Source organism: Paenibacillus sp. FSL H7-0737, from assembly GCF_000758545.1.
Taxonomy (GTDB): Bacteria; Bacillota; Bacilli; order Paenibacillales; family Paenibacillaceae; genus Paenibacillus_AQ.
The window spans coordinates 1,312,825-1,335,244 of sequence record NZ_CP009279.1 but is presented as its reverse complement, the minus strand read 5'-3'; the positions used below and the strand labels follow the sequence as shown (position 1 = coordinate 1,335,244).

Genomic DNA, 22,420 nt, shown 5'->3' with positions numbered 1-22,420 from the left:
TGATTTGATAAACCGAATGGGCGTTAATGGTTCATAGAATTTTCTTATTTGGCTCACCCTCATAAATAGTGTACAATTAAATTGTGTTAAATTAAAATTAAGAATTACAAAGGAGGTGGCATCCATGAGTATTTATGATTTTGAGGTCAACACTCTTCGGGGTGCAGAAGAATCATTGTCCAAGTACAAAGGTAAAGTACTCCTTGTTGTGAATACAGCTAGCAAATGTGGGTTTACGCCTCAGTATAAAGGGCTTCAGGAAGTGTACGAGAAATTTAAGGATCGTGGATTCGAAGTACTTGGTTTCCCAAGCAATCAGTTTGCTGGCCAAGAGCCTGGCGAAAGTGATGAAATTGCAGAATACTGCGAGATTAACTATGGGGTAACCTTTCCAATGTTCGAGAAGATTGATGTAAAAGGTGATGAAGCACATCCATTATTCAAATACTTATCAAAGGAAGCACCTGGTGTTCTAGGCTCAAAAAGCGTGAAATGGAACTTCACCAAGTTCCTGGTGGATCAAGAAGGCCGTGTCCTTAAGCGTTTTGCTCCTAAAACTACTCCTCAGCAGATCGAATCCTATATCTCCAAGCTTCTGAAATAATCCATTCAATATGAAATTTTAAAAAAGGATACTGGTCACATCACTCAGCCCACTGGGTGATATATGCGGTCAGTATCCTTTTGTCATTATCCAATATACGAAAATACAGCTTTCCGATTGCTCGTTAAGCATAAAAAAGAAGCCTTGCATCGCAAGGCTTCTTTCGTCATTCTGTATGCGGTAGAGAGGACTCGAACCTCCACGGGTATACACCCACTACCCCCTCAAGATAGCGTGTCTGCCATTCCACCACTACCGCGCGGTGTGATAAAACATAAAACTTTGTTTGAGGTCAACATTCATTATTATAAATGTACTTCCCCAAAATGTAAAGGCGTTGATTCAAGAATTTTCGTCGACCCATTTCTGCTTACGATATTCAGTGAATGCTAGGTATTCTTTAATGAATTCCTTTTCCTCTGGACGCAATTCATCCACTCGACCTTCATTCAACTTCACTTCTCCGAATTCATAGTCCTCATTGCTCTCTTTCAATATTTCAGATGTATTTCTACCTAAAATAAGCCAATCCAGACTTACATGAAAAAAAGCGCCGATCTCAATCAATTTATGTGTTCCCGGAGTAGACTTGCCACGCTTCCAATCTCCCATATTACCTGTGCTTATATTTAACTGCTCACAGAATGATTTCTTGGTGAGACCTTTTTGCTTAATCAAGTACTCTATACGTTCGTATATGGTCTGCATCCGTAAACCGCCCTTCACAAAAAAATAAAAAAAGACTTATTTAAGTAATTACCTATTGCAAAATAACGCAAAAAAGTATATAATTGGTGTTACTATGTATTATCCGATTATATCATATGGCTAGAGTGACGATAAGAGGCGCTCAGGTGACAAGTGTCTGATGTAATGCCGTCTGACCCCCTTAATTAACATGTCATCCCGAAGGATCTCTAGGAGGGAGCGGTGACTTTTGTCAAAATGCTTATCATCTTCCATTATCCATTCACTTGAATATCTGCCGCACAATGCAGTGGTCATCAACAGCCAAGGAGTTATCCAGTTCACCAACAGGAAGTGGAAAGCATTTAGTCATGAATATGGCCTCTCCCCTCACAAACAATGGATTGGAGCTTATTATTCGGAGCTTCTGCAAGATGTGATCATCGATTCCGATCAATGGGCCAAGCTTTATGATTCGGTGAAAATTATACTCCGCAGAGAGCAACAGATTTATACCTCTGAGTTCATCATACAAACCACCTATAAAGGGACGCGAATCTTTCGTTTGGAAATCTATCCGCTGCTCTCTGATTATTATCTAGAAGCTGCTTTTATAATTTCTCTATATGATTTGGGTGTATTTATAGAAGGAACTAAGATGTCGGGGATCACAAGCATCTGTTCGACATGTCAGCCAACACAAGAGTTAATCCCCATCTGCGCTTCCTGCAAATCCATTCGAAATTCTAAGGATGAATGGATCAACATTGAACTTTTTTTAAAACATCAGCTTTCTCTGCAATTCACCCATGATATTTGCCCAGACTGTGTCAGACAGCTCTATCCCCAATATGCAAGAGCCTTCAAGAACTAATCAACTTGTCTAACCCTATAAAAAAAAGTAAGAAAACCTCTGCGAAGCAAAGGATTTCTTACTTTTTTATTTGTATGCGGTAGAGAGGACTCGAACCTCCACGGGTATACACCCACTACCCCCTCAAGATAGCGTGTCTGCCATTCCACCACTACCGCATAATATGACCCGTATGGGATTCGAACCCATGTTACCTCCGTGAAAGGGAGGTGTCTTAACCCCTTGACCAACGGGCCTTAGCAAGGTTGTCTTAACGTGACAACAAAAATTATGATACCAGAAATATAAGGACATGGCAAGCACTTTTTTTCATATCACTTCAGCCTGTAGCATTCTTCGATTCTTCAATCATCTCTATATCCCAATCACGTCTAATCCTTGCCTTGATCTCCTCATATTGTTCCCTGGAGTCGCTGTGTATCTCATGAACATAAAGAAGCTTCCTTCTAGGACCATGATCCTCGTAACGAATAGAAAAATTCACGCCGCAAGACCGTTATGATAAGACATATCTCCTTGATGTGTAAACGAAAGTATAGCTGTCTGTGTAAGAACAAGAGATATTAAGGAGGCTACTAGATTGGATATAACATTTGTCTCATTGGTACATACAAAAAAAACTTATTCCCAACCGATAAACGGAAGGAGAATAAGTTGTTCATATTCTCCCTTTTAATTCCAATTCTTTAATCTGCATCATATGATGTCGGTCATGCGATATAAAATCCTTTAAATAGGACTCAAAGGAAAACCTTCCGTCAACATATTTCCCCGAGTATTTCCCCTCTTCAAGGCTACTTATACAATCTAATAGTAAGTTACGATACTTCATAGTCAATTCTATTAATTCATCTTTGGTTTTTGTCTTACCATATGTAACAGCATCATTATTGAATTGATCGTAATCAATAAGTTGAAGTGTTATCGCTTTATCACATGCTATCGGTTCTATCGTCGATTCATAGAAGTATTTATCCCATAACATAATATGACTAACAACATCATGAATTGTCCATTTTCCTTCAGCGATGGATGTTTTCCAATCTAAATCAATAATTTCTAGAACAAATCCATTCCATTCCTTAAACTGATTTAGCAAATCTGATCTGTTATTCATTGGCACATCTCCTTTTTTATCATCATAACCCTCTTGAAAGTATCCACATTTAATTGCGAGCAATATTAGTAACCCGCTTTACAAGAGATGATTTAGACATTATCAGATCTCCATCGTACTTATTAATTTACGCTAATTCCCCATAGCATTGCACATTCCTGACGTTCGAACAGCGTAGATAAACGAAGCTGTCAATCCAAGAGCTTATGGTCTGCAATGTGAATGCATTATTTGCTATTTTTCATATATGTAATCGATAAATCCTTGCCGTATCCATTCGCCTTCAAACTTTCTTTCAAGCACTCGATCTTCTTTATATATTAATTGCATATCAGAAAACATAGAGTCCGCCTCATCATAATCATAATAAGAGTGAATTACTAATTCATCATCTTCCATTTGCTCATACTGATGTTCTCCTAAATCAACTCCGTCACCGACTCGAAAATCCTTAAGGGTTAAAAAATTAACAAATAATAATCCACCAGGTTTTAGCACCCGTTTCAATTCATTTATCGCTTCTTTCACATCTTGTTTTCTCATATGAAAAATAGAATTATAAGAATACACAAAACTCATCGACTCATCGTTTAATGCCAACTGTCTCATGTCACCCTGATGTATGTTTAAATTCTGCCCTCTTTCTGCTGCGAACTGATTAGCTCTGTTCATTTGTTCAACATTCATCTCTATTCCATATGTAGCGTATCCATAATTCGCAAACAAACTTAGTGGAGGAGTATCCCCTCCTGCCCCACAATCTAATATGGTCTTTTCCATGCCACTTTCATTACATAAAGCCAAAAATCTGTACAAGGGTATTTGTTTAAAAAGCTCCACAGTTGTTTCTCTCCTTTGATTTTAGGTTTATGCCTTCCTCAAGCCACCTTAATCATAGCTAAGATCCTTCTTGTAGTAAAAGTGTTTACTTCCAAGCGGAGCATCTTCGATAGTTGCAATTACTTTTTATCCATACTTCTTATAAAATTCGGGCGCTTGAAAACTGAATGTATCTAATTTGATAAAAGTACATTTCTTTGCTTTGGCAACTTTCTCTGCTTCTTCCAATAATCTTTTCCCGTAACCTTGACTACGATAGTTATCATCCACCCACAAAATACCAATTTCCATCCAATTCCAACAAATCGCACTGTTGATACCGGCAACAATATCTCCATTATCATCCTTCAAGCATAAATTTATCTCCTCATAAATGCCGTTTGGTACTTGTTTAGAGTTAAATTCAATAAGTTTTTTTCTGACGTAATCTGTTTCTTCATTTGTGCTATAAAATATCTTAGGATTAATCGACATAAGTTCCTCCTGATGGTTTATCTCTAACATTTCGACTAACGTTTCTGAGTGGTTAACCACTCTATTATAAATAGTAACCTATCTCATTTAAGTGACCACTAGAAACCCATTCCTGTGCCTCTCGAATTGTCTCAAACTTTATTTTTCAACAAACCAGGATATTGAATTCTCAGAATTTTGATCAAAGTGATTCATTTAACGATCAATACCTTCTGGTTTTAAGGCTAAATGAATTTGTGACTGTATTCCAACAATAAAATTATGATATGGCATTATAAAACCCTTTCAGATTAAGTCGTATGCATATGCATTTCTGACGTCCAAGCCGCTTCAGGTGCGTAGCATCGGTTAATTTACGAAGCAGAAATGCGACGTTATCCGCAGGTTAATTCTGCCTTGATTACGCCTTTATAATGCTTGTTCACCTTTTGGTTATTTCCTTTTTTCAAAGCTCAAAGACGCATAGAATTCATACAAAAAAACTTCACCTTGCAGATCCTATGAACTTTATGTGTTTTACGTAGGTAGCCTCGCAGGGTTATTCTCCTGATTCAACTCTATTCGAAATTCCTTGAGTGGACCATCAGTAAGACTACGATGCGTAGACGCTATGCTATCGAAAGTTTCTACTTCAATGGAACACTCTCAAATTTTCTTATCAATTATATGTTTGTTGTTCTTAATTTCTGTTCTAAGCATTCTAATTTCATCAATTAAAACATCCATTTTTTTTGACATATTTGATCCATCAATTGCACTTCGAATTATTAATATAAACATTGAAAAACTAAATAATAAAAGAAGAACTCCAGATGTTATCAATAATATATTATCCATTAATTACGCTCCCACAGATGTTTTTTTATGATCGCCTTTTTGATCATGAATATAATTCGTCTTGCTGACGACTTCATGAATCACATAAACAATATTTCAATATTTTTTATGTCCTCTTATTACTCCATCATGAAAGATCTCAATCACAAATTCATTTGGTCGATAAAACCATATATCTGGTGAGACCGCAGTTATATTATTTAAGTTCTTTAATGCAGATTCTAACGTAGTTTGTATAACTGGATCTTCGCCATGACTCCACAGTACATACATCTCTTTTGATCTATCAATATATCTCGTGTTGTTTTCTATTACTTCTGCCGTTATTTCTATAAAATCATAATTTGACCATTCGATTCGACCATAAAATGTGATTTCATACTCTGCACTAAAATCTTTATATATTTCCTTTGATTTCTCTGAACTAAATATAAGGGTCTGCTTTCCAAGAGTTTGTATGCATTCATCAAACAAAGAACTTGTTATAATCTTTTTATTCTTTTTGTCTTGATGTTGTAATAGATATTGAAGTCGATCCTGCCTATGTTTGGTATCCATGAATTTTCCTCATTTCAAATTTTTTCGTCAATCTCCCACAACTCCAAACTACCACTCACCTAATCATCTGTTCCTATACAGTCTAATAGTCTCTAGATTCAGGATACCACTGATGTATTTGATGCTAAAATCGATTTCTCAAACGTCTTCTATTTTGCGTATACTTCAGTAAACTTTCGCCTTTTTCACTCTATTCACCTTCCAAAATATAGAATATAATCACTGATAATTCGAATTTAGCCACCGAAAAAATAATTTTACACAACAAAAAAAGAGCCCCCATAATGGAAGCTCTTCTTATGTAATTCAGAACGGAGAGAGTGGGATTCGAACCCACGCACCGCTTACGCAGTCTAACCCCTTAGCAGAGGGTCCCCTTATAGCCACTTGGGTATCTCTCCATAAAAATGGCTCCCCGAACAGGACTCGAACCTGTGACAACTCGATTAACAGTCGAGTGCTCTACCAACTGAGCTATCAGGGAACATTAGAAGTAAATTAGAAGTGAACATGAATTAATTTATCATGATTTCAAGGTCTAGTCAAGCAGGTAAAATAATTTTTGTGATCGTTTTCAAATTCATGCATTATTTCTGCCATTAGCTAGATATAAGAGGGGATCACTCCCCCCTTTAGTTTATGCGTAACACCATTCCCCGTCTTGCGGAAGCTGTACTCGATCCTGTAGCTCCTCCTTCTCCAAGTGAGCTTTTAGCTTATCCCGGGTAACAAGGCAATGGTTGATGGCGTCCATGTGTACAGCGATCACCTTAGTAGAAGAAGCATATTCGCATAAGTCTACGACATCCTGCTCATTCATTGTGATATGACCTCCGGTTAAAAACTGCGCTCCACCAGCATTAACGATCGTTACCTCAGGTTTAAATACATCGAGTGCAATCTTCACCTCATCACACCAAATCGTGTCTCCTGCCAAATATACAGCTGGTTCGTTTTCCGCCTGAAAGACAAACCCGGATACCTTCCCCATCAGCTTGCCAATCTCTCCGGTTCCATGCTGTCCACCGGTACGTGTTATAGTTACTCCTTGGAATGTCAGCTTATCGGTGATTTCCGAGACGTTCTCAAATCCCTGCTCTACTAGGGTATGCTTGTCCCCCTCCTGACAAAATAACGGTAGATTATGCGGCAGCAAGGAAACGGCATCTTCATCCCAATGATCTGGATGAAGATGCGTGACTATTATTGCATTAGGATTCAGCCATTTGTCTACTGATCCCGGTAACGATACAAGCGGATTCCGACGGTCATTTTCCGTATTAAAAATGGGAGGATTAGCGCCCTGCTCACTCAACATAGGATCGATCAGAAATGTACTTCCCCCATACTCCATCCATAGGGTCGCGTTGCGAATATGCTGTATTTTCATCGTAAGCCCTTCTTTCTTTCAGATATCTTCTGCTACAATTAATTATAGTTGGACCTTGAAACAGAATACATTGAGATTGGAAAGAGATTGGCCTGTTCTACTTTCACGCAGAAAGGATTTTAAATAATGACGAGTTCTTATTCCATAGATGATGTGGATTTTCGCATCCTACAGCTTCTTATTGATGATTCCACGATCAGTCACAGAGACATTGGGCAGCAAGTGCATATGACAGGCCAAGCTGTGGGCGCACGTATTCGCAAAATGCAGGACACCGGAGTGATTGAAGGCTACACCGTCCGCTGGAATCCAGATAAAGTTGGTGAGGCGATCAATGCCTTTATAACGGTCTTTCTAGGTTCGAATACGGTACATCCAGCCTTTCAAACATTCGCAAAGCAGCATGACAGCGTAAAAGAAATGCATCGCGTCAGTGGAGAAGGCTGCTATTGGATACGCGTTCGTGCCGGAAGCCAAGAGGATTTGAATATCTTTCTCGACGAGCTGCTAAAGTTCGGAAATTACAGAGTCAATTTGTCGATGGGGAAGCTTAAATAAGGCTGTATCGCCTATGAGGCCGCTATCGGAGCCAGTTGACCTTTTACGCAGCATAATCGAATATTCGGCATACTAACGGACCCTCTAGTCGCTATTGGCATGAAAATAACCAAATATGTTCTGGCAGACAGCCTTCGTCCAAAAAACGCAGAGCAGCTATTCTCCAATTACTGGAGAATAGCTGCTCTTTTAGTAGAAATTTAATTCAATAATCCGGCAGCTTTAAGTAATCTTGTTAGGATCATGGCTGCCTCTGCACGGCTAGTATCACTGCCAGGCGCAAAGCTATCTGCCGATTGGCCTTTCATGATTCCTTTTGCTGTTAAGACATTCACAGCCTCTTTAGCCCAAGTAGAAATAGCAGATGAATCTGTAAATACATTTGTCGCAGGGTTAGCTCCCGATTCTCCTGCTCCAAGGTTTAACAGCTTCAGTGCCCTAGCTACCATAACAGCTATTTGCTCCCGTGTAATAGGGGCGTTCGGACGGAAGGTTCCATCCTCATAGCCTTGAACCAGTCCTAAGGCTGCTGCAGCTCTGGCGTCTGCAGCATACCATGATAAATCAGACACATCACTGAAGGTCTTCGTTGTGTTCGCAGCGGCTAGGCCTAAAGAGCGAATTAGCATAGCTGCGAACTCAGCACGACTAACGGAATTCTGAGGTGCAAATTTATCTGTGGATTGTCCGGTCAAGATCAGTCGACTGGCAAGCGTTTCGATCTCGTTCTTTGCCCAGTGTGAAGAAATATCTCCAAAAGTTACAGGATGTTGTGCAACGACGAATATCCCGCTAGCACTGCTGCTCTTAACAGTAACCTTGGTCAACCCGCCTACGATCTCGAATAATGCAGGTACATAACGGAAGGAACCCGTCTGCTCATCGTAAATAAGGACTACTCCCGTCTTTGCAACCAGTGCTCCCTCCATCATAAATGTACGATCTACATACGTAGTGCCGAACCCATTAGCAGCTACAGTGTCTTTGCCATCTGTGACCCTTAAGGTGACACTTGCCGGAGTTCCTTGCACATTAAAACCTTGCTGCTTAGCCTTGGCAAGCAGTTGTTCCAATCCTTTTCCGTTTAGCGGATTTAGTTGGAACTCTAAAGTGCCTGCCGGCATTTGTGCAGCTTTCAGCACGCTCTCCACGAGTCCTAACGGAAAGCGATAGCTCATATCGCCACTGGCAATGACAAGCACCGCATTCGGGCTAAGTGCTGCTGCATCGCGTAAAGCTTCTGCGCTAAAGCGAGCTATACCCTCTCCGTTAGCTGAAATCTCGATAAGAGCTTGCCCAGCAGTCGCCTTAGCTTTTAGCTGCGCATCATGATTAGCAGCTGGTGTTGGAGTTGGTGTAGCGACAGGTGCAACAGGATTTACTGACCCCGCCGGATCAGGAGTACTCGTTGGTTCAGTCGGATCCACAGGATCCGTCCCACCATTAGGTAACACCACCTCAACTGTATACACCCTCTTATCGTTGCCAACAGTTACCGTGAAGTCTGTGCTTCCCGCTTTAACTCCATGAATACTGTTGTTTGTAAAAGTAGCAATGTCACTGCTCATAAAATTAAGTGTAGCTTGTGTAGTAATATCCGCTCCTTCTTTGTCCAACACCTGAAGAATAGCTGACTTTCCTTGTTCTAGTACAACAGGTCCGCTCTGTCCATCTGCTAGCTTGATGGAGAAAGGTTTAACAGCTGTGGCTATCCCTTGATTCTGTTCAATGATGCTAAATTCAGGAGATGCATTGGACAGGAGGTTCATCCGTTCACCACGAATAATCAAGTTGTCGACGAGCAGGTTACCTTTCAGATTTTTCGTTACTTCTATACCGCTCGTACCTGCACCGTCTAATACATTATTCGTCAGAACAACTCCATCAATCGTCGTGAGAGCATTTCCCTCCAGATTACCGTGGGCAATCAGGCCAGAATAGGTGCTGTCGAGCGCCGTATTGTTACGGATGAGTACTTTTCCTTTTAGGTCGCTCTCACCAGCGTACAGCCATAACGCACCGAGGTTTACCCCGTAGCCCGAATCATAACTACCTGTGCGAAGCAATGTATTCCGCTCAACGATTGTCGTTCCTTGGAACGGCTCTGCGGAGAAACGGGTAGATACAGCGATCCCGGCTCCATTAGTTACAGTGTCTTTTACCACGTTATCTTGAACTTTGTTATCTTTACCACCGAAGACCACAATGTTATCGGCCAACCATGGCAGTGAGACGTTATTAAAACGTGCCGTATTGTTATAGCTAAAAGTCCGTTCCGCGCCATTCACTTCATTCAATTTGGCATCTGTGAACGACCACATCGCAATACCATCATCCCCTGGATAGCGGATGTCACTTTGTTCCATCATGCTGTTGCCAGTGCCTACAGCAAAGTTAATTCCATCCGCCATCAGATTGCGGATTCGAAGACCTGCCATATACAGACCATTCGTACGAGCCTTCTCACCAATAGGTTGTGTTAACCACAAGCCTGCTTTGGTATGTTCAATCCATACGTTCTGAATGACCGAGCCTTGGCCAAAAGCACCATGGAAGGCGTTAGTGAACGCTTCATCGTCCCGTACATTAATGCCACCTTCAATCAATAGATCGTATACGCCAACCTTGTCACCGTGACCGTAAAATTTGGCGCCATTCAGAACCGTATACCACATGCCTGCTCCACGGATTTCGGCTGTATCCAGATCCAGCAGACCCTCTCCGACATTAAAGGTACCTACCGGGAACCAAACCCCTTTCCCTGTTGCCTTCGCTTCGGCAAGCGCTGCCTTAAAGGCTGCGGTATCATCTCCCTCATCATTGGCTACTGCTCCAAAATCCGTTACAGAAATAAAGCCGTCAGGGCGAGTCAACTCAGGGGCTACCTGCTCCATATCCACCAAGTCGATGACGTATGAAGTCGCTTGGTCTCCTGTTCCCTTCTCTAAACGAATGGTTGCTCCGGCAGGAGCATCGCCAATCAGAGCATGAATTTCATCAAAGAAGCGATGTCCACTACCTTGACGAGGATCATTTGACCATGGGTAGCTGCCATATTCCCAAGCATATTTTGAAGTCAAATTAAGCTGTTTCTTAACTCCATCTACATATAGAGTCAATGTTTCTTCAGCACCAGCACCATCCGAGCTGTCCGGAATGGAATAGCGCAGAACAATAGAATTAGCTGCTTCTGCAAGCTTGAACTCTATATAGTCCCCAGTATTCTTCAAGGCGATGGCTTGTCGTCCAGAAGCCTCAGAAGCCATAGTGCGATATTTCCGCGAAGGACCGATTAGTGTTCCGTTAGTCACTGCATCCTCAGCTTCATAGCTAATATAAGGAACTGTTGCCCCGCGGTAAACTTTGTTCACGCTATTTTTTACTGTCAGGCTATCAATGCCTACTTTATTCCAATCGATATTGTCGTTGCTTAGAGAAACGGTGTTGATTCCTGCACGCAGCTGCAGCTTCACCTGTACAGTCTTCCAAGAGGAAGTCTTGACCACGTTAACTTTATCTGATTCCTTCAGGCCGTTCACCTCAAGCAACAGATCTGTAACAGCGCTGGAAGTGTTCTTGTAACGAACAACGGCATCATATTCACCGGCTTGCTGGGCATTGACTGCAAACCGTATAACATGATCGCCTTGGAATGCTTCTTCTCCTGTATAAATTGCATCTGTAGGGATAGGCAAGAAGCTCCAAAGAGTGCTATCGGTTCCCACAGCAGAACCAAGTTGAACCGCCGATGCGCTGTGAGTAAGAAAGCCCGTTCTATCAGCACTTAGCAGGAGGTTGTAGCCTAACTTCTCTTCCAGCGTCCACTGGGAACGTTCTGTTTCCCCGGAAGATAACAAGACGACTTGATCCCCTTCATTTAAAGAAAGATATTGCTTCGTCTGAACATTCATTATGCGTTTACGTCCATTTACATCCTGAACGATCCACTGGGAGTGAGCCGTCTTATCAGAAGCTTCTGCATATACGATTGCCCCTTCTTTTTCTGCCAATACTTTTCCAGTCGTCCCTTTCGGTACGATTGTTATAATGTTGGTATCGTTCTGAACTGGAGTTGTTGTATTGTTGTTGCGCAGTTCTCCAGACGGAGTAGTAAACTCCTGTGGAGCTGCTTCAAGCTTCCATTGAGCTGAGCCGTCACTCTCTAGTAGGAGTGCCCGTTCAGCATATCCCGTCTTATTCGCAATGTTTATTAATTCATCGTCGTACTCTCCATAGAGACTACGAATGGTGTAATTCGTATAATCGGAGGCCAAGCTTACTTCCCATGCAGATGCCCCGTCTATAGCCGGTTCCGCATTACTGCTCTCCAAGTAAGAATAATCCCCATTCACTGTTAAATAATGGCCTGTTGCTCGATTGATGATCGTCTGTTTGCCGTCTTGCACAGATATATTCCAATGCGAGAATCCATTCTCTGCTGACGGCTGCCCGTACAGAACAACTCCGTGCTCATTCTCGTATAAATACTCCCCACTACTTGCATTCTTAAATCTTACAGGGTAAGCAGGGATCGGTGGCGCAATTGCTTCAACGGCTTCAGCGGCAAAATGAGCACTGTTTCTATCCGCTGCATCGGGAGCCTTACTGATCTTTATAATCGGATTCCCATTCTCGTCAGAAGCCCCATACATATAGTGGCCAGCCCATCCACTCTTGAAAGTAGTCAGACCTGAAGGCTGCATATCCACAATCCACTTAATGCTGCCCCATACATCATAGACGGTTTGCAATGTCTGAACGGCAACATTAGGCTCAATCTCATCTACTGCACCACCTATATGCTCCAGGGAGAGGTAACGTCCAGTACCTTTATTTTTAATCTTCACAGATCCATTGCTGCCAGCTATTTCTTGCAGCTGCCAGACAAAGGAATCGTCGTTAATATCAAGTGGGCCATAAGTAGCCTGACCTACTGTCACATCCTCGTTTGCAGCAGCTAGAGGTGCAATTTTTGCATCAGAGATTGTAGGTTCCACCACCTTATCCTGCGGCACCATTGCTTCAGTGTCCTGTGAATCATAGACAGATTCAGTGACAGTCTTAGATTCTAGCAATTTCTCTAGTACATTTGGAGAAGTCAGCAAAGGACCATCTTTAAGATACTGATCCTCCCCATTTACAGTGTCTAGCTTAAAGCGGAATAAGTCCTGCTTTTTCTCTGTGACAGTAACGAATCTCCACTGTGGACTGCCCCAGCCTGGATTGATCACACCATACTCGGCGTATTTAGTGAGATTTTGAAGTGAAATGAACTTCTCAGGGAATTTATTTGGTTCCTTGTCGAGAACACTGCTAATTACGTATGTGTTGTCGCCAATATTTTTGCCTGTCCATATAAATTCCCGCTCCACATTATTCCTGTCTGGAAGCTCAGTGACCTGAATATGGCCATCTGGCATGTTCACTGTGTTAATGTAATGGCCTGTTTTCTTATTCTTGAATAGCTTGCGGCCATTATATTTCTCCACGAGCCACTGATCGGAGCCATCCTTCTGCATATTTCCATACTTCAAGAGGCCGTCAGCAGACTCATACCAATAAAAAGACTTCCATCCATTTTGAATTCGATAATATGGAATGGTTCCATCAGTCGGTGTATTGGGATCTAGAAGCTGCCACTGGGCGCTCAAGGAAGTCGCATCCCCATTTGCTCCAGCATTACCTCCACCCAAGGTAGAGATATAGATGTCTTTGCTCTCAACATTTTCTAGTGTCAGGTAATCATCATAATCATCAGAATCTTTAAATTTCCACTGATCCGATGGCTGACTTTCGCTGATCTCTACAGCCTTGGCTGTGCCGTCAGTGTATGAAATATAATGATTAGTTTCCGCATTACGGATACGCTTATTGCCATCATAATCCTCTACATACCATAGATAATCGGATGAATCTGCATCCTCTGAAGTCATAACGCCATGCTTAAGCTCGCCGTCTGCAGCTTCATATAAAAAATCTGTAGCTACTTGTGCATCTGTATAAGTAGCCAATCGTACCGGCTTAAATTCAGAAATTGGCACGATGCTCCACTGCGCACTTGGATTAGAGGCTGATCCCGGCCAGCCGTTAGAGCGCACGTTATTGTCATCGTTGAATTGTGGATTTAGCCATAACGGACTCCCACTATCAGTTAAACCACTGTTACGAAGCGTAATAAAGCCTGTTCCATCTGGATCTGGTGCACTCTCTTGGAACCACTCACTTAGCTTTACATTATTCATATCGATTTCTTGCGAAAAAACTCCTGCCCAAGTCTGCTCATTCTGCTTAATATAATGACCCGTCTCACGGTTACGAATCATCAACGTTCCTTCGTCCGTTCCCTGATCAAGATACCACTGGGCTGCTTCATTTTTCAAAGACTGTTTGCCGTAGAGAACATTTCCTTTTTCGTCCTCATACATTACCTGACCGGGACGCATCCGGCTTTCCAGCCTTACAGCTACTGGTACTGAATTCAGATCAATAAAAGCCCACTGCGGACTCTCAAACGTAATATTGATATCCGAGCTTACTTGCGCGTAACCAAGCTGATTCTCCTCGTGGATAACCAGTTTACTCTCTGGCACTGTTGCGCTTCGGATGATCATATATCCGTTTCTATTGGAAGTATCGATCAACCATTGATCCGTAACACTTCCTGATCCTTGTAGATCTGCCGCCTTAAGCGTATCCTCTTTGCCGTTATTACCAGACATTGTAATGTAGTGGCCCGTCTTCACATTCTTAATTCGTGACAGACCATTTACCGTCTCCACTGTCCAATGCGATGATGTGTCCGCTGGATTGGTCATGCCATAACGCACGATACCATCAGACGTTTCATATAAGAAATTATTTTTCCACTTATTCTTGATGAGTACTGTCCCTGATGGAATTAGCCCTGCGCCTGTTCCTCCAACCCCTTCTGCTCCTACGGAACCGCTACCGATTCCCATCACAGGCAAGCTTGAGAAAATCAGCAGCATCGCGAGCAGACCCGCCATCGCGGACCTGAATCGTTTCATAAATGTGCCCCCTCTACCTAATATGGACTTCCCTTCCATCTTAAGTTGGTAACGCTTACAAAACGATGTGTGATTTTATCCATAAAAAGGTGTATTTGTACGTATCTCCCGAAAGGTCTGAGCGCTACTGAAAATTGACAAATCTGCTGAACCCTAAGATAGTTAATTTAATTAGAAACGAGCATTCATTAAATGGAGGTACATATGAAATTCAAAATGGATTCACCAAAAATATCAGATCCAGACGCTCTACTCCCTGAGCAAATATACTCGCTGCAAACCAAAGATGAATTCAGTCGTTGCAGCATAAGCGATACAGTTATTGATAATCAAGAGGCGAATAAAGTCAGCTTTGATCAAGTGGTTTTTAAAAATGTTACGATTATCGAGTCGTCCTTAACTGGGATTGAACTGATGGATGTAATTTTTGAGCGATGCGATCTATCCAATGTGGATTTTACGAATGCAATTGTTCATCGAACCGAATTCAGGAACTGCAAACTCATCGGTACGGATTTCACAAGAGGCAGATTCCAGAATGTTCGCGTGGTCGATTGTATCGGAGATTTCGCAACATTTCGAATGGCTAATCTGAAGCAGGTTGCTTTTGAGAATAGTTCATTGATGAGCTCTGATTACTACCAATCGAATTTCCAGAAAGTCAGCTTCAGCGAATGTAATATTGATCAAGCCACATTGTCAGGATCAAAGCTTAACGGGATCGATCTTAGTGACTGCGAGTTTAGTGGCTTGATCGTGGATATACAAGATTTGGAGGGATGTATCATTTCGCCTCAGCAAGCTGTTTCCTTTGTTGGATTGATGGGTCTGGTTATAAAATAACGTGCTGTTCTACTTACTGGACTTCCAGCGCTAGCAGCTTCAGCTTACCCGAACATTTGCCGCAGCGGTAGCGCTTTGGGTCTACTTTTCGCTTACGCGGATACTCCATAGCACATGCTGTACAGATCAGCTTGTACCGGTAAGGGAGTGACTTTCGAGCTTTCGCACCCGGCAATGTCTGACAATAGCGACTCCCGCCGACTTGTGCCAGCAGTCTTTTGAAATCAGTGTCACGATGCATATACCCTCGCTTCGCCAAATGCAGATGATAATGACAGAGCTCGTGTTTTATAATCTTCTCCGTCTCTTCTCTGCCGAACATAGCAAGCTGATGGGGATTAATCTCTATATTATGGCTCTTGGTAAAATATCGACCGCCTGTTGAAGATAATCGGCTGTTAAAGCTTGCCTTGTGCCTAAAGGGTACGCCAAAGCTGTCCCGTGATACCTGCTCAATCCACAGCTGCAGCTCTTCGTTGCTCATCGTTTCCATAGCGTTCTATCACAAGTCCTTTCCACGGGAATTAAGATCTCTACTTGAATTGTAACTTGTGCATAGGCTAAACTGTCAAGAAGGAAGACAAGTACGGAGGGAGAATGACCAATGCCGAAAATGCGGTATGTAATTTTGCAGCAACATCAAGAATTGCAATTCGTGGAAATGCCCGAGGAATATGCGTACCAGCTAAGTGCGCTCAATTTACGTCTAAACAAAGAAATCGACAAGCTGACAGCCGATAATGTACCGGAGCTGCCCTTAGCTATTGCTGAGTGTGATTCATTGGATCTGCTACGCGAAGATTACTCCCTAGAGTCCGGTCTGGATTATATCAATAGATTGGAACAGGCCTTTGCCTCTGTTCAGGAGCAAAAGAACTATCCACTCATCTCCCTGCTGACCGAGATTCGGGCGCTGCAGGCTCAATTAGAGCAGTGGTACGAAGAGGAAGCAGAAAGCATTCTGTAAATCGTCACCTTTAGGCTCATTTCTCCATATGCTAACTTACGTAAGCAGTTAGAGGAGTGATACCCTTGCCACAGTGGCTCTGCCATCAACTGATGAAAGCTTATTACAAAAAAGACCGCCGTCAGATCAAGCTGCTGAACGAGTGCTGGTTCTTTTATCGTAATTCTGCGGAATCACCGGATTCCATCCAGAGAAATTTATAGGATTCGTTAAATTCAAAAATCCATCCCGCTACTTACAGGGGATGGATTTTTGTATAGGATTCGTTGGAATCCGAATTAGAACATAGGGAATACATATCTGACCAAGAAGAAAAGTGCTCCGAAAAAAATAATAATATAAGCAGCATATTTAATAAAGGTAGATGCGACAACACTGGAATCCGATTTCCGTTGCACCTCTGTATGCTCCACTTCAACGCTTCTATCTTTATAGCCCGGTTCCATCATCAATCTCTCCTTTCGAATATAGGCTGGTAGATAGTCTCCATTAACCCGGGGCTTTCAGAGTTGAAACAAAATTCCAAATCAAACCAGTTATTTTCCGGCATCATGAAACTGCTTTATTTCTTTTATGATTCCAAGCACATCGCCTTGTGAATTCGAGCTCCCTGATGGTTCGGCTCCAAGTGCAACGCTTCTTCAAATCGTTCTTTCGCTTCTGCCATTTTCCCTAAGCCTAATAAACCTAAACCCATCATGAACAAGCAATGAATTTGATTGCGTCTATTCAGATCATCCTCAAATACGAGGAAATCAGGTAAGGATACGGCAAAATAATCAATCTTCACCTCATCAAAGAGATGTCTTTCTGCGAAATCGATCAGCTTATTAAAACGCCGGTTCGCTTCCTTCGGATGATTCAGCTGTACCCATGCTAAGCCCTGATAGAAGATCATTTCTGGCGGCTGATCGTTGTAGTACATCGCGCTGGCTGGTTCTTTCAAGCCTTGAGACGCAATCGCCCAGTGTCGTGCAGCTTCTTGCATCTTGCCTAATCCGTTATAAGCCACACCAAGCTCGTAATACACATTATTCTCTTGCGCACCATCGAGCTTACCCTCACCTAAATTCTCTGGATAATGAAGCGCACGTGTTAATAATGAGATAGCCTCTTCATATTGGCCTACCTGATTCGCCTGCTTACTCAGTTCAACAAGCGCCAAAACATATTGCCCCGTAGCTTTCCCTTCGCCACCTTCCCATGGATGGAATTGGCGTCGTAATAGAACTGACAAAGCCTCTTCATACTTGCTAAGCAAATTCAGTAGGGTCACATATTCAAGGTATAGATCATCCCGCTCCTCCACCAGCTCCATATGCTGCTGCAGTCTTGCCATCCGCTCCTGAGCAGAAACACCCATCTTCTTATACAATTGGTCCAGCTCGTAGAATACTCTCGCATCATTCGTATTGCACTGGAAAGCTTGTTCAAGTGACTGCAAGGAAGCCTCAGCATCATTACGCTTATTGTAATAAGCAAGCGCAAGGTTACGATGAACCGTCGGGAAACGATCATCAAGCGCGACGGATTGCTCCCAATGGCGAATGGCATCGTCGGTACGTTTTTTATCATAGAATAGATTTCCTAGATAATAATGAGCCTTACTATCTAGCGGATTGCAGGCAATCGCGCTTTCTAATACCTGCAGCTCAAACAAGCTGTTCGGGAAGCAATAATCAGAAGATGCTGCTTGAGCAAGCTGAAGCTGCGCTGTCGCCTCTTCCTCACGGCCCATTTTCTCGTGTACATAAGCCAATGTGTAATGCACCATCGGATAATTGGGTTCATTCGATGTCCTACGAATTTGCTCTAACACCTGTGCAGCTTCCGCGAACAATCCACTACCTGCATAATCGGAAGCTAGATTTAAATAGTTATGCACATCGTTTCGCATGAACCGTGCAAGCTTCATCTGAGCCTCAGCTGCTTCCTCTTGTCGCCCGAGCAATGTAAGCGTAAGCACTCTCTCATGCGCTGCCCCGAAGTCCGCGATATCTAGTTTCAATGTCTCCTCTGCGAATGTAATCGCCTCAGAGTAACGTCCAAGCTTGCGTAAAAGTGCTGTTTTCACATGTCTTGATTTATAGTTTCTTGTGTTACGTGCCAAAGCTCTAGTTGCGAGCTCCAACGCTTCTTCATACGCCCCTCGTTCACAAGCAATTTGACTCAATGCATAGTATCCACTGTCTTGGAATGCTGCAGACCATACCGCCTTGTAGAAGGCAGCAAATGATTCTTCCTTGCGATCCTGCAGTCTGAGAACTACACCAAGCTGATAGTACGCTTCACTATCATATGGATTCGGATTGCGCCAAGTCAGCGATCGTATAGCTGTACGGAAATGTTCTTCCGCTTGCTTAAACAATCCTCGACGAAGCAGCAGCGTCCCATAAGCCACATTAAGCCGAATATCGGATGCATCTCTTCTTAAGCCTTCTTCATAATAATGCTCTGGCTCGAACGTGGCATGACGGTATTGCTCCAGGTGAACTCCAGCCAAATACAACTGCTCTGTGCTTTTTAATTCTTCCGGTAGTGGAAGTGGCTTGGCTGCATCTGGAACCTGTTCAATGCTAGGCTTCGCTGGACGATAAGATATGAGGCTGTTTCCGTTCACATCAAACACCGTTAGGATTAAGTGATGCGGCTGATCCACTTCATCTAACGTAATGACGGATTTATAGGTTAATTCTGGAGAGAGCGTAACGGTATCCTTTACGTACGTTCTATGCTGTCCTCTAAGTTCAATAACCGCTCCCTCGAATACCGAAGTTCCATAGGCCATCACAGTGGCAGTCCATAAAGTCTCATCCACCTCAAGATTAACGGCGGCATCAATAGAAGCATTTTTCACAACACCGATGTTCTTATATGGCATGAAATATTGTGTGAATGACTTCTCTTCATACGGCTGGAGCCAAGTGAAATCGGGTTGATTATCCGTAAATACCCCTGTCATTAATTCAATGTAGGGTCCGTCCTCATCGGTTAAATTACGGTCCCACGCTTGACCAAATTCGCCATTCCCCCAAGTCCACTGCTTTTTACCCGGAGATACATGGTGATTCGCTACGTGAAGCAGACCCGCTTCAACCCCATGATCATAGCCACCCACGAAATTATATTCGGATTTGTACGCCATGTATGAGGTAGGAACAGGAATATTTTTATAGCGCGAAATATCTACACCTTCGGAATAGTCCATCTTGTAATACGTTCCTGTTGCAATAGGGAATCTGGACACATCACGCTTACCATGGTCGAATACGGCTGTGACATCCGGTGGAAACACCGATTGCGTATGGTCATTGACTGCAACCGCAGGGTTTGCCCACCATAAGAAGGTTTGTGGCTCCGAAGTTCGGTTATATAGCTGTGCTGTAACTTCGAGATAGGCTTTTCCAGGATGCAGCGTGAAGCCCGTTGTGACCTTCGTTCCATACATCCGGTCAATTTCACTCACCCATACGGTTGCACTGCCATCTTCATTCTCCGTAATTACATGCTCCACAGGGCCAAACGTGTTCGGACGATGATGCTGCGGCCAGTTAAATTCAATTCCACCTGAAATCCATGGTCCTGTCAGACCAACAAGCGCAGGTTTAATCACGCGATTATAATAAACAAAATCATAATTGTTCGTCTTATCCAGAGCACGATAGATACGGCCGCCAATTTCAGGCATGATCTCGATGCGTACATATTCATTTTCGAGCATTACCATCTGATACGATTTCATTTCTTTCTCATCCATAATTTTATCAACCACAGGATGTGGATATACTCGCCCCGAGCTGCCTTGATAGACTCGCTTCTCGAGGAACATTGGATTTTTATCGGGTTCGCCTGTTTCATAGGTAGGAATTTCAACCATTTCCTCCCATATGCGGACGCTGTTCGTTAAGATTGTAGAAGGCTCTTTCATACTCATTTCGTTCTCTCCTCCTTCGTGATATAGCTCTAATTTATCGTTGTATGCGCTTTTAAACAATTGACGATAATCTGTAACTGATGGACAATATTCTTATCCTAAAAATAATAATCTCCTTATGAATATGTTGTTATTTCAAATAAATTAATTATGTTCTTAAAAAGGAGGGTTATCATGACAGATATCTCATTAAAGCCGGATGGCTTCGATGAGCAGAAGCTTTTTGTGCTGCCCGATTTCATGATGAATGAATTAAATGAGAATCCGTTAACAAATTCCTTCTATGTAAGTGACATTGGCTGCTTCCCAAGAGCGAAGTTTCATTATCGAGAGCGTCCACAAGGATGTGACTCGCATATTCTTATGTATTGCGTAGAGGGTGAAGGGTGGATGGAGAGTCATCACAGTAAGCTGATCCAAATAAAAGAACGGCAAATAGCTGTCATTCCTGCCGGAACACCCCATCGATATGGTGCTTCAGATGTGAATCCCTGGACGATCTACTGGATGCATCTAAAAGGAACGCATGCCGCTGCGTTGATTCAAACTTATGCCATGGACGTAGAGCCGCTAACCTTTACACTGAACCTTCATACCCAATGGATCGAAGATTTCGAGCAATGTTATGCCCTGTTATCGGATAAGCCTTATGCCATGCGTAATCATATCTATGTGTCTCAGTGCATTCGTCATCTGATCAGCCACGTGGGGTTGAGTACTATGAACTCTGAGCAAGATAAAAAGAACGAACGTTATCTTGAGCAAGCCATTCGCTACATGACGGATCGAATCAACAGCTCCATTTCACTCCCGGATGTAGCGAAGCATATGGGGTTATCGAAGCAGCATCTAATTTATCTATTTAATCAAGAAACCGGGGTTCCCCCGATTGAATTCTATCTGCGCCTCAAAATGCAGCGTGCCAGTCAACTGCTAGCATTAACCGATTTACATATTAAAGAAATCTCTAGTGCTATCGGGATGCAGGACCCCTACTACTTTTCTAGATTGTTCAAAAAAATAATGGGATGCTCGCCGACTCAATATCGAAGCACCCCAAAAGGTTAAAATAAAGAAAAGCCACACGACCGCTGCACCAGGTAAACCAGTATAGTGGAGTGTGGCTTATATTTTTATTGTAGAGGTTCTAATTAAAACTACGGTTGGAAACCCAGGAGCCTTGCAGTTTACGAAGCATAATAATTTGTCCGGTGTGGTATGAATCATGCAGGATAAGACTCATTACCTCTTCCCCTGGGGCATGACCCGAACCACCCCAATCATATGCGCCTTCTTCCAACGCCTCAATGATTTCTCTAAGAGCAGCGTGCACGTCTTTCAGGTCTGCAACGGCCTTCGACCATGCTTCTTCCCCTTCCGTTGTTACAGTGAAGGTATCATCGTTGCTTTCAGCATCAGGTTGTTTGGGCAACCCTTTTAACTTTCGCAGCAAACGCACCTTATAATATGTTAGATGGTTAACCGTCTCCCAGATGGAATTGACTGTACTCCCCTCTGGCTTCCAAAGTGCCTGTTTACTGTCCACACCTTCCAGTGCATCACTTAATGGCGGGGCCCAATCCTCGATATCCATGCAATAATCCCAATTTTGCAGCAGAACCTCACTGATTTTATTTTGCATGTTCAACCTCCTAATACTTACTGAATTATGTAACTACTTAAACCATTATATAGTGGTTACACAAGAA

General features: G+C 42.7%; 18 protein-coding genes, 5 tRNA genes and 1 pseudogene. 7 read left to right on the top strand and 17 right to left on the bottom strand.

What is annotated here, in order from left to right; translation table 11 throughout:
- The first annotated feature begins 124 nt into the window (after positions 1 to 124).
- Positions 125 to 604 carry a glutathione peroxidase gene (locus H70737_RS05825; RefSeq protein ID WP_042124801.1) on the top strand — a complete coding sequence of 160 codons (480 nt, stop codon included), beginning with the start codon at positions 125 to 127 and terminating at the stop codon, positions 602 to 604.
- Between the two features lie 176 nt (positions 605 to 780).
- On the opposite strand, the gene H70737_RS05820 is transcribed toward H70737_RS05825, so the two are convergent.
- Positions 781 to 863 (bottom strand) — tRNA-Leu (locus tag H70737_RS05820).
- A gap of 83 nt (positions 864 to 946) precedes the next feature.
- Complete coding sequence (locus H70737_RS05815; protein WP_042185524.1) at positions 947 to 1,312, bottom strand: helix-turn-helix domain-containing protein; 366 nt, start codon at positions 1,310 to 1,312, stop codon at positions 947 to 949.
- 229 nt (positions 1,313 to 1,541) lie between these two features.
- On the opposite strand from H70737_RS05815, the gene H70737_RS05810 reads away from it, so the two are divergent.
- Positions 1,542 to 2,165, top strand: coding sequence for a nitrogen regulation protein NR(II) (locus H70737_RS05810; RefSeq protein ID WP_042185522.1), 624 nt, complete (start codon positions 1,542 to 1,544; stop codon positions 2,163 to 2,165).
- Positions 2,166 to 2,240: 75 nt separating this feature from the next.
- On the opposite strand, the gene H70737_RS05805 is transcribed toward H70737_RS05810, so the two are convergent.
- The 10 genes and pseudogenes from H70737_RS05805 to H70737_RS05760 all read right to left on the bottom strand — a co-directional run bounded on the left by H70737_RS05805 (position 2,241) and on the right by H70737_RS05760 (position 7,381).
- Positions 2,241 to 2,323: transfer RNA gene (locus H70737_RS05805), tRNA-Leu, on the bottom strand.
- 6 nt (positions 2,324 to 2,329) lie between these two features.
- Positions 2,330 to 2,401, bottom strand: a tRNA-Glu gene (locus H70737_RS05800).
- Between the two features lie 422 nt (positions 2,402 to 2,823).
- A complete protein-coding gene (locus H70737_RS05795) occupies positions 2,824 to 3,282 on the bottom strand; it encodes a DinB family protein (RefSeq protein ID WP_042185520.1) in 459 nt (152 codons plus the stop codon).
- 234 nt (positions 3,283 to 3,516) lie between these two features.
- Positions 3,517 to 4,122 carry a class I SAM-dependent methyltransferase gene (locus tag H70737_RS05790; RefSeq protein ID WP_042185518.1) on the bottom strand — a complete coding sequence of 202 codons (606 nt, stop codon included), beginning with the start codon at positions 4,120 to 4,122 and terminating at the stop codon, positions 3,517 to 3,519.
- 48 nt (positions 4,123 to 4,170) lie between these two features.
- Positions 4,171 to 4,596: pseudogene (locus H70737_RS05785) on the bottom strand (GNAT family N-acetyltransferase).
- A 645-nt stretch (positions 4,597 to 5,241) separates the two neighbouring features.
- Entirely contained in the window at positions 5,242 to 5,433 is a 192-nt protein-coding gene (locus H70737_RS05780) for a hypothetical protein (RefSeq protein WP_042185516.1), read from the bottom strand.
- 96 nt (positions 5,434 to 5,529) lie between these two features.
- Positions 5,530 to 5,991, bottom strand: coding sequence for a CDI toxin immunity protein (locus tag H70737_RS05775; protein ID WP_042185514.1), 462 nt, complete (start codon positions 5,989 to 5,991; stop codon positions 5,530 to 5,532).
- A 312-nt stretch (positions 5,992 to 6,303) separates the two neighbouring features.
- Positions 6,304 to 6,392: transfer RNA gene (locus tag H70737_RS05770), tRNA-Ser, on the bottom strand.
- A 7-nt stretch (positions 6,393 to 6,399) separates the two neighbouring features.
- Positions 6,400 to 6,475: transfer RNA gene (locus H70737_RS05765), tRNA-Asn, on the bottom strand.
- A gap of 153 nt (positions 6,476 to 6,628) precedes the next feature.
- Positions 6,629 to 7,381, bottom strand: a complete 753-nt coding sequence (locus tag H70737_RS05760) for an MBL fold metallo-hydrolase (protein ID WP_042185512.1) — start codon at positions 7,379 to 7,381, stop codon at positions 6,629 to 6,631.
- Positions 7,382 to 7,507: 126 nt separating this feature from the next.
- Here H70737_RS05760 and H70737_RS05755 point away from each other — a divergent pair, with 126 nt between their 5' ends.
- Entirely contained in the window at positions 7,508 to 7,939 is a 432-nt protein-coding gene (locus H70737_RS05755) for an Lrp/AsnC family transcriptional regulator (protein ID WP_042185510.1), read from the top strand.
- Positions 7,940 to 8,139: 200 nt separating this feature from the next.
- On the opposite strand, the gene H70737_RS29680 is transcribed toward H70737_RS05755, so the two are convergent.
- Positions 8,140 to 14,967, bottom strand: a complete 6,828-nt coding sequence (locus H70737_RS29680) for an S-layer homology domain-containing protein (RefSeq protein ID WP_052404182.1) — start codon at positions 14,965 to 14,967, stop codon at positions 8,140 to 8,142.
- A gap of 204 nt (positions 14,968 to 15,171) precedes the next feature.
- On the opposite strand from H70737_RS29680, the gene H70737_RS05745 reads away from it, so the two are divergent.
- On the top strand, positions 15,172 to 15,810 hold the full coding sequence (locus H70737_RS05745) for a pentapeptide repeat-containing protein (RefSeq protein ID WP_042185508.1): 639 nt from the start codon (positions 15,172 to 15,174) through the stop codon (positions 15,808 to 15,810).
- A gap of 13 nt (positions 15,811 to 15,823) precedes the next feature.
- Here H70737_RS05745 and H70737_RS05740 read toward each other — a convergent pair whose 3' ends face one another.
- Entirely contained in the window at positions 15,824 to 16,294 is a 471-nt protein-coding gene (locus tag H70737_RS05740; protein ID WP_081382729.1) for a SprT family protein, read from the bottom strand.
- Positions 16,295 to 16,414: 120 nt separating this feature from the next.
- On the opposite strand from H70737_RS05740, the gene H70737_RS05735 reads away from it, so the two are divergent.
- Entirely contained in the window at positions 16,415 to 16,777 is a 363-nt protein-coding gene (locus H70737_RS05735) for a hypothetical protein (RefSeq protein WP_042185506.1), read from the top strand.
- A 65-nt stretch (positions 16,778 to 16,842) separates the two neighbouring features.
- Entirely contained in the window at positions 16,843 to 16,980 is a 138-nt protein-coding gene (cmpA, locus tag H70737_RS30610) for a cortex morphogenetic protein CmpA (protein WP_094874036.1), read from the top strand.
- 75 nt (positions 16,981 to 17,055) lie between these two features.
- On the opposite strand, the gene H70737_RS30605 is transcribed toward cmpA, so the two are convergent.
- Entirely contained in the window at positions 17,056 to 17,226 is a 171-nt protein-coding gene (locus H70737_RS30605) for a hypothetical protein (protein WP_156113060.1), read from the bottom strand.
- A 122-nt stretch (positions 17,227 to 17,348) separates the two neighbouring features.
- Positions 17,349 to 20,711: a tetratricopeptide repeat protein gene (locus H70737_RS05730; RefSeq protein ID WP_042185504.1), complete on the bottom strand. Its 3,363-nt coding sequence runs from the start codon at positions 20,709 to 20,711 to the stop codon at positions 17,349 to 17,351.
- Positions 20,712 to 20,885: 174 nt separating this feature from the next.
- On the opposite strand from H70737_RS05730, the gene H70737_RS05725 reads away from it, so the two are divergent.
- Positions 20,886 to 21,779: an AraC family transcriptional regulator gene (locus H70737_RS05725; protein WP_052404181.1), complete on the top strand. Its 894-nt coding sequence runs from the start codon at positions 20,886 to 20,888 to the stop codon at positions 21,777 to 21,779.
- 79 nt (positions 21,780 to 21,858) lie between these two features.
- Here the strand turns inward: H70737_RS05725 and H70737_RS05720 are convergent, their stop codons facing one another.
- Positions 21,859 to 22,353, bottom strand: a complete 495-nt coding sequence (locus H70737_RS05720; protein ID WP_042185502.1) for a DinB family protein — start codon at positions 22,351 to 22,353, stop codon at positions 21,859 to 21,861.
- Positions 22,354 to 22,420: the final 67 nt, after the last annotated feature.